This window comes from Ectothiorhodospira sp. BSL-9 (genome assembly GCF_001632845.1).
Taxonomy (GTDB): Bacteria; Pseudomonadota; Gammaproteobacteria; order Ectothiorhodospirales; family Ectothiorhodospiraceae; genus Ectothiorhodospira.
On sequence record NZ_CP011994.1, the window covers coordinates 804,388 to 817,357 of the forward strand.

General features: G+C 64.6%; 12 protein-coding genes and 2 pseudogenes. 1 reads left to right on the top strand and 13 read right to left on the bottom strand.

Annotated features, from left to right (window positions below; genetic code table 11):
• Positions 1 to 155: 155 nt before the first annotated feature.
• The 9 genes from gspK to gspC form a co-directional block, all read right to left on the bottom strand.
• Positions 156 to 995, bottom strand: coding sequence for a type II secretion system minor pseudopilin GspK (gene gspK / locus ECTOBSL9_RS04000; RefSeq protein WP_063463980.1), 840 nt, complete (start codon positions 993 to 995; stop codon positions 156 to 158).
• Positions 995 to 1,621, bottom strand: a complete 627-nt coding sequence (gspJ, locus tag ECTOBSL9_RS04005; protein ID WP_063463981.1) for a type II secretion system minor pseudopilin GspJ — start codon at positions 1,619 to 1,621, stop codon at positions 995 to 997. Before gspJ ends, gspK begins: the two co-directional genes overlap by 1 nt.
• Positions 1,618 to 2,025: a type II secretion system minor pseudopilin GspI gene (gene gspI / locus ECTOBSL9_RS04010; RefSeq protein WP_063463982.1), complete on the bottom strand. Its 408-nt coding sequence runs from the start codon at positions 2,023 to 2,025 to the stop codon at positions 1,618 to 1,620. Before gspI ends, gspJ begins: the two co-directional genes overlap by 4 nt.
• A complete protein-coding gene (gene gspH / locus ECTOBSL9_RS04015; protein WP_082829724.1) occupies positions 2,022 to 2,558 on the bottom strand; it encodes a type II secretion system minor pseudopilin GspH in 537 nt (178 codons plus the stop codon). Before gspH ends, gspI begins: the two co-directional genes overlap by 4 nt.
• The gene (gene gspG / locus ECTOBSL9_RS04020; RefSeq protein WP_063463983.1) at positions 2,551 to 2,985 is read right to left on the bottom strand and encodes a type II secretion system major pseudopilin GspG; all 435 of its coding nucleotides are present in this window, start codon (positions 2,983 to 2,985) and stop codon (positions 2,551 to 2,553) included. The genes gspH and gspG overlap by 8 nt, the downstream gene beginning before the upstream one ends.
• A 44-nt stretch (positions 2,986 to 3,029) precedes the next feature.
• Positions 3,030 to 4,244 carry a type II secretion system inner membrane protein GspF gene (gene gspF / locus ECTOBSL9_RS04025; RefSeq protein WP_063463984.1) on the bottom strand — a complete coding sequence of 405 codons (1,215 nt, stop codon included), beginning with the start codon at positions 4,242 to 4,244 and terminating at the stop codon, positions 3,030 to 3,032.
• A gap of 5 nt (positions 4,245 to 4,249) precedes the next feature.
• Positions 4,250 to 5,794: a type II secretion system ATPase GspE gene (gene gspE, locus ECTOBSL9_RS04030; protein ID WP_063463985.1), complete on the bottom strand. Its 1,545-nt coding sequence runs from the start codon at positions 5,792 to 5,794 to the stop codon at positions 4,250 to 4,252.
• Positions 5,791 to 7,764 (bottom strand): type II secretion system secretin GspD, encoded by a 1,974-nt coding sequence (gspD, locus tag ECTOBSL9_RS04035; RefSeq protein ID WP_063463986.1) that lies wholly within the window; start codon positions 7,762 to 7,764, stop codon positions 5,791 to 5,793. The genes gspE and gspD overlap by 4 nt, the downstream gene beginning before the upstream one ends.
• A gap of 101 nt (positions 7,765 to 7,865) precedes the next feature.
• Complete coding sequence (gspC, locus tag ECTOBSL9_RS04040; protein WP_063463987.1) at positions 7,866 to 8,795, bottom strand: type II secretion system protein GspC; 930 nt, start codon at positions 8,793 to 8,795, stop codon at positions 7,866 to 7,868.
• A gap of 157 nt (positions 8,796 to 8,952) precedes the next feature.
• On the opposite strand from gspC, the gene ECTOBSL9_RS04045 reads away from it, so the two are divergent.
• Entirely contained in the window at positions 8,953 to 9,537 is a 585-nt protein-coding gene (locus tag ECTOBSL9_RS04045; protein WP_063463988.1) for an FHA domain-containing protein, read from the top strand.
• Between the two features lie 4 nt (positions 9,538 to 9,541).
• On the opposite strand, the gene gpmI is transcribed toward ECTOBSL9_RS04045, so the two are convergent.
• The 4 genes and pseudogenes from gpmI to tatA all read right to left on the bottom strand — a co-directional run bounded on the left by gpmI (position 9,542) and on the right by tatA (position 12,726).
• Positions 9,542 to 11,089: a 2,3-bisphosphoglycerate-independent phosphoglycerate mutase gene (gene gpmI / locus ECTOBSL9_RS04050; RefSeq protein ID WP_063463989.1), complete on the bottom strand. Its 1,548-nt coding sequence runs from the start codon at positions 11,087 to 11,089 to the stop codon at positions 9,542 to 9,544.
• Positions 11,090 to 11,170: 81 nt separating this feature from the next.
• Positions 11,171 to 11,962 (bottom strand): annotated as a pseudogene (gene tatC / locus ECTOBSL9_RS04055) (twin-arginine translocase subunit TatC); the annotation flags it as partial.
• A 159-nt stretch (positions 11,963 to 12,121) separates the two neighbouring features.
• Positions 12,122 to 12,380: pseudogene (tatB, locus tag ECTOBSL9_RS04060) on the bottom strand (Sec-independent protein translocase protein TatB); the annotation flags it as partial.
• A gap of 67 nt (positions 12,381 to 12,447) precedes the next feature.
• On the bottom strand, positions 12,448 to 12,726 hold the full coding sequence (gene tatA, locus ECTOBSL9_RS04065) for a twin-arginine translocase TatA/TatE family subunit (RefSeq protein ID WP_063463991.1): 279 nt from the start codon (positions 12,724 to 12,726) through the stop codon (positions 12,448 to 12,450).
• Positions 12,727 to 12,970 lie beyond the last annotated feature (244 nt).

Here is a 12,970-nt window from a genome sequence, read left to right on the forward strand (position 1 = left end):
TGCCGGGGCAGGATCACAGCCTCAACACATGCCTTCATTTGTGGTTACATCCATCGCCGACTGATCGCATTTCAGACGATAACACAGCCCCGCTGACCGGGATGCCACGGGACAGCGCCCGAACCCAGGACCACCTTCAGGGCACATGAAGGCCCTCATGGGCCACAGGGGATCTGCTCACGCAGGATCACTCGCTGCTCGGCGATATCCAGCAGGCTGCAGAGCAGGAAGCGGCGGCCGGCCAGTTCGGTGCGCACGGCCAGACGATAGTAGCGGGACGTAAACTCTGTCTCCTCATCATCATCCGCGTCCGCCTCGCCGAAGACCTCGCGAAGGATCTCCGGCGCCTCGGCCAGGTTCATGCCGGCCCCCGTGCCGGGCAGTGCCGTCAGGTAAGGGGCCACCGCCCGCCAGACCTCGTCGTTCACCCCCTGCACCAGCCGCAGTTCCGTGGGACTGAGCATGAGCTGGTTACCGCTCAGATAGGGTGGCTCCTGGCTGTGATAGCCGGGGTCGTCGGTCTCCGGGTCCAGCCAGTCGATGATGCTGCGGGTGAGGCCGTCGCTGTCCAGGGTGACACCCTGGGCCTCCAGGGACACCGCGTCCAGCAGTTGCACGAAGCGTTCGTGCACGGATTCATCCTCGGTGGCCAGATCATTGATATTGAACCGGCAGTGCATATCCTCCAGCCACACGGTGAGATCGGCATCCTCCAGGACCACGGGGATGGGAGGGGAAACGCAGCCCTCCCAGGGCAGGTCCACATCATCATCCTGGTGTACCTCACCCAGCAGTCGCAGGGCATAGGCCTCGGCACCCAGGGACAACTGGTAGGCCTGGTCGTGGGTGAACACATTGGTGGTGCGGCGGATGTCCATGTGCTGTCGGGTGGCCATGGACACCGCCGCGATGGTGGCCAGCGTCACCACCAGCAGGGCGGTGAGCAGCGCCACCCCCCGCTGTCTGGCCGGTGACTGGAAGGTTCGGCGCGCCATCAGCGCACCGCGTACAGGCGGGAGACCCGGCCCATGCCGTCCAGGTCCAGGATGACCTCCACCGCCAGGGGCAGGCTGGCCAGGCCGCCCTCCTGGCCGGCGGGGGGCCAGTAGTCCAGGGCTGACGTCCCGTCGCCCTCCCGGAAATGGAAGCGTACCTCCCAGTCCCGCAGGGCGGCCGCGCCCTCCCGGCTCAGCAGGGGCATGCGCCCGGTGGGTTCTTCATGGCCACCATCCAGGGCGGACCAGTAAAGCCGGTACAGCGTGCCCTCCTGCATTTCCCAGGCAACGCGCTGCAGGCTGCTGCGCCCCGTGCCGCTGCGGGCCCCGGCGCGGATCAGCTCCAGGCGCGGCGGCTCACGCAGGCCGGAAAAGCGCAGCGGTGGTCGAAGGTCTCCATAACCGTCCCTGGCAGATCGCTGAGCGATCTGTTCAAGATCACGCCCCATCAGGGTGAAGGCCAGCTGCACCTGGCCCAGACGCTCGGCGGAGGCCGAGGTGATGGCCTGGGAGTCCAGAACCGTGCGCAGTCCTCCGTAGGCCATCACCGACACCAGGGCAAAGATGCCCAGGGTGACCACCAGTTCCAGAAGGGTGAAACCCCGCTGCCCGTGCCTGCTCGTCATGGATTGAGGAACCCCGTGAGCCGGGCCAGGTAGGGTGTGCCCGGGTCGTCCTCGGCGCGCACTGTCACCTGGATGCGGGGCACGGCCCCCAGGGTGTAGCCGGCCACGTCCAGGTCCCGGGGCTGGATCTCCACCTCCCAGTACCATTCCCGTTCCGCCATGATCACTGCACCGCGTCGTGTGCCCCGGGCGGGCTCTTCCATGCCCGCGCGATAGCGCGCCATCACGTTGCTGGCCACCCAGTGAGCATGGGTGCGATCCCGCAGGTAGGCGGCATTACGGGCGTTTTCGCTGGCCACCTTGATGATGGCGCCCATGGCCACCGCCAGGATGGTCACGGCCACCAGCACCTCCAGGAGGGTGAAGCCTGATTGCCGGCGTGCCTTGGTGGGAGTGGCCCTCATAGCCGGTCCTCCGGGCGTTTCACCTGGATACGGCCATTGGGCTGCCCCTCGATGATGAAATAGGGGCGGCGGGTTCGGTCGGCATGCAGGTGCAGTTCGAAGGGGGTGATCTCGCCAGTGATGCCCAGGTAGACGTGGGGGGCCGGATTGTCCAGGGTGCGATCCAGGCTCACGGCGATGCCCTCCAGATGCAGCTCCAGTTGGATGTCCAGGTCCTCCAGTCTGCGTTCCCGGAACTGGCGGTCCGTCTCCAGGGGCAGCCATTCATAGGTACGCTCCCCCACCTCGAACTCCCGCAGAAAGGTGTAGCCGTGGCGGGAAAAACCCACCGCCGTCTCCTCGGCGGTGAGGATGCCTTCGTCCCGGGCCAGATCCATCAGGGCCACGATGCGACGCGCTTCCTGCTCGATCATGCGATCACGGCCCCCATCCCCCACGGCGATCACTGCAAAGGTGAACATGATGCCGATGATGAACAGCACCACCACCAGTTCCAGCAGGGTGAAGCCCCGGCTGCGATGAATCTCAGTCACCCCAGTTGCCGATCTCCGCGTTCATGCCTTCGCCGCCTGGGCGTCCATCGGCCCCGAAGGTGTAAAGGTCAAAATCCCCCCGGGAGCCGGGATGCAGGTACTGATACTCGTTGCCCCACGGGTCCCGGGGCAGGCGGTCGATGTAGCCGCCCTGGCGCCAGTTCCGTGCCTCGGGCTGACCGGAGGGGCGTTCCACCAGGGCCTGCAGTCCCTGATCAGTGCTGGGATAGTTGAAGTTATCCAGCCGATAAAGGTTCAGGGCACTCTCCAGGGCGCGGATATCATTCTGGGCCTTGGTGATGCGGGCATCGTCGGGGCGGTCCATGACGCGGGGGACGACGATGGCGGCCAGGATGCCCAGGATGACCACCACCACCATGACCTCGATGAGGGTGAAGCCCTGTTGGGCGTGTCTGCGGAATGTCATGGGTTCAAGTCTCCTTTTGCAGAGGAACGGATGGGGCCGGTCCGTCAGGTGACCAGCTGGTTGAGTTCGAAGATGGGCAGCAGGATGGCCAGGACGATGATCAGGACCACCACGGCCATCACCAGGATCAGCAGGGGTTCGAGCACACCCATGAGCATGGCGATGCGGGTTTCCAGTTCCCGTTCCTGATTGGCCGCCGCCCGGTCCAGCATGTCGTCCAGGGCACCGCTGGCCTCGCCGCTGCGGATGAGGTGTACGGTCATGGGCGGGAAGTAGCCACTGCGTTCCAGGGCCACGCCGATGCCCGAGCCCTCGCGCACCCGCTGGGCCACGGCCTCCACCGCCGCGCGCATGGGGCGGTTGGCCATCACCTGGGCGGCAATGCGCAGCGCCTCCAGCACCGTCACACCACTGGCGGAAAGGATGGACAGGGTACGGGCAAAGCGTGCGGTATTGATGCCTCGGGTGAGCCGGCCGATCAAGGGCAGACGCAGCAGGAATCGGTGCCAGGCATGCAGGGGCCCTGGGCGACGCAGCAGGCGTTCGACCGCCAGGGCACCGAGGGCCAGCCCGCCCAGTAAATACAGGCCGTAATCCCTGAGACCATCACTGACAGCGATCAACGTGCGGGTCAGCCAGGGCAGTTCCTGACCGATGCCCACGAACACCTGTACCACTTCGGGCACCACATAGGTGAGCAGGGCCACGGTCACCAGCAGGGCCATGGTGGTGAGGATGGCCGGATAGAACAGGGCCAGCTGGATCTTCTGACGCATCTGCTGGCGGTTTTCCGTGTAATCGGCCAGGCGGTCCAGCACCACGTCCAGGTGGCCGGACTGCTCTCCGGCGGAAACGGTGGTGCGGTAGATATCCGGGAACACATGGGGAAAGTCTCCCAGGCCCCGGGCCAGGGTATGTCCTTCCATCACCCGGGTGCGCACCGCCATGAGCATGCTGCGGATGCGGGCCTTCTCGCTCTGCCGGGCCACAGTGCCCAGGGCCTCTTCCAGGGGCAGCCCCGAGCGCACCAGGGTCGCCAGCTGCCGGGTGATCAGGGACAGGTCCATGGCACTGATGCCACGGGCGATGCCCGGCAGCTGCAACCGCCGCTTCTCCCGTTGCTGCACCGCCTCCACGGACAGGGGGGTGAACCCCCGCTCACGCAGTTGCTGGCGGACCTGGCGGGGGGTATCCCCTTCCAGCACACCCCGGACCTGACGGCCCGTGGGCTTGAGGGCAGCATACTCGAAGGCGGGCATGGTGCTCAGTCTTCCTTGGTCACGCGGAGCACTTCTTCAACGGTGGTGTCGCCGGCCAGGATCCGGCGCACGCCGTCCTGGCGGATGCTGGGGCCATGCTGGCGGGCATGGCGCTCCAGGGCCTGCTCTCCGGCGCCATCATGAATCAGGGTGCGCAGGGCATCGTCCACCTCCACCAGTTCATAGATGCCCGTTCGCCCACGATAGCCCAGTTGATTGCACTCGGGGCAACCGGTGGCACGATACAGGGTAGGTGGCTCACCCGGCGGCAACCCCAGCAGACGGCAGTCGGTCTCGCTGGCCTGATAGGGTTGCCGGCAATGGGGGCAGAGCAGGCGCACCAGACGCTGGGCCAGCAGGCCCACCAGGGTGGAGGACAGCAGGAAGGGCTCCACCCCCATGTCCCGCAAACGTGTAATGGCACCCACGGCGGTATTGGTGTGCAGGGTGGAGAACACCAGGTGGCCGGTCAAACTGGCCTGCACGGCAATGTGCACGGTGTCCACATCGCGGATCTCCCCCACCATGACCACGTCCGGGTCCTGGCGCAGGATGGCCCGCAGGCCGCGGGCGAAGGTCATGTCCACCTTGCTGTTGATCTGCGTCTGACCCACCCCATCCAGGTAATACTCGATGGGGTCCTCCACGGTGAGGATGTTGCGCTTGCGGTCGTTGAGTTGGGTCAACGCCGCGTACAGGGTGGTGGTCTTGCCCGATCCGGTGGGGCCGGTGACCAGCACGATCCCATGAGGACGGGCGATCACCCGCTGCATGGTCTCCAGGCTATCGGGATCCATGCCCAGGTGGGTGAGGTTCAGTCGCCCGGCCTGCTTGTCCAGCAGGCGCAACACGATCCGCTCGCCATGGCCACAAGGCAGCGTGGACACCCGCACGTCCACTGCACGGCCCGCCACCTTGAGGGAAATGCGGCCATCCTGTGGCAAGCGTTTTTCCGCGATGTCCAGGCGCGCCATGACCTTGATGCGGGAGATGATCAGCGGTGCCAGCACACGGGGCGGCTCCAGCACCTGGCGCAGCACACCGTCCACCCGGAAGCGCACCGTCAGACGGGACTCGAAGGGTTCGATGTGGATATCCGAGGCGTTCTCCTTGATCGCCTCGGTGAGCAGGGCATTGATCAGGCGGATGATGGGGGCATCATCTTCCGTTTCCAGCAGGTCCTCGGGCTCGGCCAGGCTCTGGGCCACACTGTCCAGATCGTCCTCTTCACCCATGCCCTCCATGAGTTGCATGGCATCGTTGGCACTGCTCTCGTACCGGGCCCGCAGGATGGCGTCGAAACGGGCCTCGGGGGCTGGCTCCAGTTTCAGGGGGCGGCCCAGGTGGCGACGCAGTTCCGCCAGGCTCTGACTGCTCACATCCTCCCGGCAGACCACGTGCACCGCCGCCCCCTCCTCTTCCATGACCACCACGCCATGGCGACGGGCAAAACCGAAGCTCACCCCCCGAACCTCGGGGGTCGACTCCGGTTCCGGTGAGGCTTCCGGCAGGAGTTCGCCGGGGATCTCCAGTTCGTGACGGGCGTTCATCGGCGTGACGGCGGCGGCTGGATCGACAGGCCAGCGGCCCGGGCCTGGCTGCTGGCCTCAAAGGGGGGCGGCAGATGCAGCAGCTCATCCCATTCCGGCAGAACGGGCACCGCATCATCACCCATCATCAACACCCCAAGCTCCCGTGAGTAGAGCTGCTCGGCGCGCATGTGATTGTATTTGCTGGCCGTGAGGCCCGCCTGAGTGGCGCGGTCACGGACGATCACCGGGCGCAGGAACACCATGAGGTTACGCTTTTCCTTGCGTGAGGACTCGTAACGGAACAGACGCCCCAGCCCGGGGATGCTGCCCAGCCCCGGCACCTTGCTCTCGCTCTGCACCAGCACGTCGTCGATGAGCCCGCCCAGCACCACCATGTCACCATCGTCCACCATGACACTGGTACGCAGGCTGCGTGTATTGGTGATCAGATCGGCGGCATCAAGGCTGGCTACCGTGGGGGCCACCTGGGAGACCTCCTGCTCGATCTGCAGCTTGACGGCATTGCCCTCGTTGATCTGCGGTTTGACCATGAGTTTCACGCCCACGTCCTGACGCTGAATGGTATCGAAGGCCTGCCCGGACTGCTCGATGGCACGCCCTGAGCGGAAAGGCACATTCTGACCAACGATGATCTCAGCCTCCTCATTATCCATGGTGAGCAGGCTGGGGGTGGAGAGGATGTTGCTGGCCGAATCACTGGCCAGGGCGTTGATCAGGGCGGCAATGGTGGTACGACCCGAGTAGCCAATGCCCCCCAGCGCAAGCCCGCTGCCAAAATTCACATTGGACAGATCGCCTGATTGCACTCCACCAGCCAGACCGATCAGGCTGGGACTGGCCCCCTGAAAGTTCAGGATGCCGATGCCATCGCGCTCGGAGCCCACGGCCCACTGAACGCCCAATTCCCGGGCGCGCTCGGTGGAGACCTCGGCGATCACCGCCTCCACCAGGACCTGGGCACGCCGCACATCCAGTTGCCGGATCACGGCCCGCATGTCGCGGATGATATCCGGCGGGGCGTTGATCACCACGGCATTGGTGCTTTCATGGGAATGCACGTGAATGCTGGGCGCCTGATCTGCTCCCCCCCCGGAGAGGAAGGAGCCAGCCAGGCCGGAGAGGACATCGGCCACGTCTGCGGCATTGGCATAGCGCAGGTACACCACCTGGGTGTTGCCCCCTTCCACGGGGATGTCCAGATGGGAGATCACCGCACGGATGGCCACCCGACGCTTGGGCTCACCGCCCAGCAGAATGCTGTTGGTGCGCTCATCGGCGATCACCCGCACCTGGGCCGAGGAGCGCTGACGACCCTCGGCCGACTCCATGGTGGTGACGATGCGCGCCACCTCGGTGGCCGAGGCGTGCTCCAGGGGGATCACCTCCATGTCCTCGCGGCTTTCCTGGTCGATGCGGCCAATGATCTCCACCAGGCGATTGACGTTGCTGGCGGTATCGGAGACCACCAGGGTATTGGATTCCGGCGACGCTGCCAGATGACCGCTTTGCGGGACCAGGGGGCGCAGGATGGGGACCAGTTGCGCAGCATCCACGTGGTTGACCGTAATCACGCGGGTCACATAGTCACCTCCACGGGCCTCCCTCGGGCCGGAGATGGTAGGCACCTCACCTTGCTTGGCGATGGCATCGGGTATCAGGCGGACCACTCCGTCGGACTCGATGGCGGCAAACCCATGCACCCGCAACACCGAGAGAAAGATGTCGTACAACTCCGAGCGATCCACCGGACGGCCCGACACCAGGGTGACACGTCCACGCACCCGGGGATCGACGATGAAGTTGGTACCGGTCTCCTCGGAGACATAATCAATCACCGCGTTGATGTCCACGTCGCGGAAGTTGAGGGTGGCCTCCGAATGGTCACCGGCCAGTGCCAGCAGGGGCGCCGCGCCCAGGCAGAGCAGAAAAAGACCCACCAGGGAGAGGCGGGCACGGCGTATTGCCATCGCGGGCCATGGCCGAAAATCAATTAGCACGTTGCGTCCTCTTGTCTGATGTCGGGCATGGTGGGGGCATGGGTGTGCATCATTTGTCCCTTGGGCCAGATTCAGGAACCCAGGGGCAATGTCACCGTCATCATCCGCCCCTGCCGTTCCACTTCCAGGGTGACCTCACGTGCCTCGGACAGCTGCCCGGCCAGGGCCTGTGGATCGTCAATATTTCCCACCGCCACGCCATTGATGGCGGTGACCACGTCCCCGGGCCTCAACCCGGCCTGGCGGAACAGGGCCGCATCGCGTCGGGGAGCGATGGAAAAGCCCTTGATGCGGCCCTGCTCCATCACTGGGCGGATGCGCACCGCCTCCATGAAGCGGTTGGGATTCTCCAGCCAGTTGTCACGGCGTGCGGCAAGATCCGCCGCCAGTCCTGCGTTCACGGGTGCCTCGCCATCGGATGATCCGACCTGTGAGGCCGTGGGCCTTGAGGCCCCTCGCTGCACCGCAGCCTCACCCATCAGCTCCCGGGGCAGGCGCAGCATCTCGAAACGGCCCTGCCGCGAGAGGATCACCCGGTCCGCAAAGACCTGTTCCAGGGTGGCGTTGCCAGGCAGGGAGGCACCCACCAGATAATGTCTTTCATCCGTGCCCTCTCCGGAAATAAGGGCTACACCCAGGCTGGGATCAGCAAAGGCGATCACACCCTTGAGGCTCAAGCGCAGGCGGGTTTCCGGGGCTTCGGTGGGAACGGGCGGCGATTCCACGGTGCGCTCGGCTTCACCAAACAGACTCAGCCGGGCCACACGTTCCAGACCATCATCCCGGCGCTCCTGAGTGACGATGGGAGGTGGCCCAGGGCGGACAGTCCCTGCGGCCGACATGGGTGCCGATGGGGGGGCCAGCATGTCCCAGGTCACCCGGGCCAGGGACCAGGCCAACAGGATCACCAGTGCCAGCGTCACCCAGGGCGCAAGGCGGGTCAGATCATTGGGCTTGGGCCTGAAACGCCCCGGGCCAGCAAGGCTGGACACACTGAACATGGAGAGTGACCGTGTGAAAGAAAGGGTCTTGAACTCCGAATGCTATCACGCGCCTGTGCCTTGGCAATACGCATCGAGGTCCGTCACAGTGTTGAACTTGAGCTTTGGTTTATACTCCGCCAATAGTCAAAGTCTGATGACATCAGAAGGCAGGCACATGGACATCAGGAGGAAGGGAGAACGGCGGCGTTATGACTCACGCCCCTCCTACCCGTTCAGGGACAGCCAGGGGGTGTGGGTCACCCGCAACCGGCGTCGCCAGGTGGATCGGCGCTCCACTAACGGCGAGGGCCCACTGACAGGTGCCGAGGCCGTCACATCCAGGCCGCCAGGGCAAACCGGCTCCATGCTGGACACGGCCCAGCGCTCATCCCCGGCACTGCGCAATCTCAAGGGGCGAAGCCTGCTTCTCCATTACCGGGACGTGGTGGTCAATCTCTACGAGGGCAAGGATGACTTCCTGCTGGGCCGGCGCAACACCTGCGACCTGGTGGTTCCGCAGGATCACGTCTCCAGGGAGCATGCCCGCATCGTCCATCGCGACGGACGCTTTGTGCTCATCGAGCAAAGCCTCAACGGCACCTACCTGCAGGAACCCTCGGGCGATGAGCGGCTGGTTCATCAGGAGACCATTCCTCTCAAGGGGTCGGGCTACCTGAGTCTGGGTCGCCCGCTCACGGAAAACACCGACAATCTGGTGTATTTCTATTGCCGTGAGGCGAACAACCCGGACCCAGGCTGAGCCCTCAGCCGGGCAGCGATTCCAGCAGCAAGGAGCGCCCCGTCATCTGCTCCGGTTGCTCCAGCCCCATCAGTTGCAGCACCGTGGGTGCTATGGCGCTCAGCCCGGCGCCGGTCATCAGGCGCCAGCGCTCCTGGTCGATGATCATGCAGGGCACGGGATACATGCTGTGCTGGGTGTGGGGCTCGCCGGTCACCGGGTCGATCAGTTCCTCGCAGTTGCCATGATCGGCGGTGACGATGGCTGAGTAGCCCTGTGCGATGGCCGCATCCAGCACCCGACCCACCTGGGTGTCCACGGCTTCCACGGCCGCCACGACCGCCTCGTACACCGCCGTATGGCCCACCATGTCGCCATTGGCGAAGTTCACCAGCACAAAGTCGTACTGGCCGCTCTCCAGGGCCTTGATGGTGGCGTCGGCCACTTCCGGCGCACTCATCTCCGGCTTCAGGTCATAGGTGGCCACCTGGGGCGACGGGATCATCTCATGGTCCTCACCCTCGGCCGGTTCTTCCACGCCCCCGTTGAAGAAGAAGGTGACGTGGGCGTATTTCTCGGTCTCGGCGCAGTGGAACTGCTTGAGACCCTGGCGGCTGATGATCTGGGCCAGGGTGAGCTCCGGGCGCTCGGGGGGGAAGGCCACGGGCAGATCAAAGTGGGCATCATAAAGGGTGAGACAGGTCACTGTGACCGGCTGGAAGCTTCCCCGCTCGAAGTGCTCGAATCCGGCCTGACTCAGGGCTTCCGTGAGCTGACGCGGCCGGTCGTTGCGGAAGTTGAAGAACACCACCGAATCATCAGCCTTGATGGTGCCCTGCTTCTGGATCACCCGCGGCTTGATGAACTCGTCGGTCTCACCTGCCTCGTGGGCACCGCTCAGGGCAGCACGGGCGTTGGATGCCTTCACGCCCTTGCCATGGACCATGGCATCGAAGGCCAACTGAACGCGGTCCCAGCGCTTGTCACGGTCCATGGCGTAATAGCGGCCACTGACGGTGGCGATGCTCCCGCCCACCTCCTTGAGCAGGGCTTCGAGTTCCGGCAGGTAGTTGGGAGAGGCTTTGGGAGCCGTATCACGCCCATCGGTGATCATGTGCACCATGGGCTTGGCGCCATGCTGAGCGCATAGGCGAATCAGGGCATGCAGGTGTCGGGTATGGCTATGCACGCCACCGTCGGACACCAGGCCCACCAGATGCAGCGGTCGACCGGCGGATTTGGCGGCCTTGGCTGCCGCCACCAGGGCCTCGTTTTCCGCGAAGCTGCCATCCTCGATGGCATCATCAATACGCACCAGATCCTGACGGATCACGCTGCCACAACCCAGTGTCAGGTGCCCCACCTCGGAGTTGCCCATCTGTCCGTCCGGCAGCCCCACCGCACGGCCCGCCGTCTCGATTACCGTATGGGCGTTCCGGGCGAGAAAGGCGTCCAGGCGCGGGGTGTTGGCATCATGGAAGGCGTTGTTGAGTTTACCGGGATTGACCCCGACGCCGTCCATGATGATCAACAGGGTGGGACGGCGGGGGGTGTTCGGGGATGACTGCGACATTCAGGTGTCCTGTCGTTGACGATTGCGACGTTCCTCGGCCTCGGCACGGTCGAGCTCTTCATCCATATCGGACTCGGACAGGGGGCCATCGGTTGCATCGCCAGGATCCCTGCCCTCGGCCTCGGCCTTCTTCTTGATCATGATCCGGGAGAGGATGATACCGATCTCGAACAGTACCCACATGGGCAGTGCCAGCAGGGTCTGAGAGATGATATCCGGCGGCGTGAGCACCATGCCGACGACGAACACACCCACGATCACATAGGGGCGCTTGGCCGCCAGTTGCTGGGGTGTGGTCAGCCCCATGGCCACCAGCAGGATGGTGGCGATGGGCACCTCGAAGGCGATGCCGAAGGCCAGGAACAGCAGGATGATGAAATCCAGATAACGGGAGATATCCGTCATCACCGCGACGCCTTCCGGGGCCGAGGCGGTGAAGAAGGCGAATATCAGGGGGAAGACCACAAAGTAAGCGAAGGCCATCCCCAGATAGAACAGCAGGGTGCTGGAGACCAGCAGCGGCACCGCCAGGCGTTTTTCGTGCTTGTAGAGCCCCGGAGCGATGAACGCCCAGGCCTGATAGAGCAGGAAGGGCACGGAGATGACGATGGCCAGCATCAGCACCAGCTTGAAGGGGATCAGGAAGGGCGCGGCCACCTCGATGGCGATCATGCTGGCGCCTTCCGGCAGGTGGGCCATCAGCGGCCCGGCCAGATAGGTGTAGATGGTGTTGGCGAACGGGAACAGGGCCAGGAACACCACGAGGATGCACAGCACACTGCGCAGCAGCCGCGTGCGCAGTTCAAACAGGTGGGAAAGGAGGGTGCCCTCACCTTCCTCGCCGGGTTGGGCGGATTCAGACTTTTGATTCATCTTGGGACTTCGCCGGCTTGTCTGGATCGTTTCCGTTGCGGGATGCGTTGCCCTTGGCCTGGGCCTTGATCTGGTCGGCGGGCTTGGGGAAGTCTCCGCTGCCGTCTTCCTTGATCTCTTGCTCCATGGACTTGACCTTGTGCTGGGTCTTGTCCACTTCGCGGCGCAGGTCCTGCTCGGTATCTTCCATCATGGTCTTGAGGCGATTGATTTCCTTTTCCTGGTCCTGAAGCATCGCCTTGAGTTCGTCGGTGCGCAGCTCCTGCTCGATATCCGAGCGCACGCTGCTGACGAAGCGTTTGACCTTGCCCACCCAGCGCCCGATCTCACGGGCCAGCTTGGGCAGGCGCTCCGGACCCACGACCAGGAGTGCCACCAGGGCGATGATGATCAGTTCCCAGAATCCGAAATCGAACATGCGCGCGCGTCAACCGACGTTTGAGGGTGGCCGGGGGGGTGCCCCGTGGGGCGGCCCAGGAGCTGTTTCAGGACTGGCGTTCGCCTTCCTTGGGCTTTTCTTCGGTCGCCTGGGCGTCGAACACACGACCGCCCTTGTCTTCCAGGGGCTTGCCTTCTTCGGGCTCGCCCGGTTTGCCGGCGGTGGTGTCACCCTCGGTTTCACCATCCTTGACGGACTGCCTGAAGTTCTTGATGGCGCTGCCCAGGTCCCCGCCCATGTTGCGCAGCTTCTTGGTGCCGAACAGCAGGACCACGATGACCAGAATGATGAGCAATTGCCAGATGCTGATGCCGCCAAAACCCATGTGTTGCCTCCTGATGACTTTGAGGGTGCCTGAATCCAGGCGCCGATATGCCGGTTATACCAGAAACCACCCCTTCAGGTCGCCCACCCTGTGGGGGCGGCCCCGAGGCAGAGCAGCCCCCGTGGGAACCTGGCCCCGTGGGAGCGGCCCTCGGCCGCGAATGGCAGGCCTGACCCAGCCCCCCTGGGTTTGCCATCGGGGCAAGCCCTTCCGAGGGGGGTGTTCCTTACGGCGGGACGCCGTG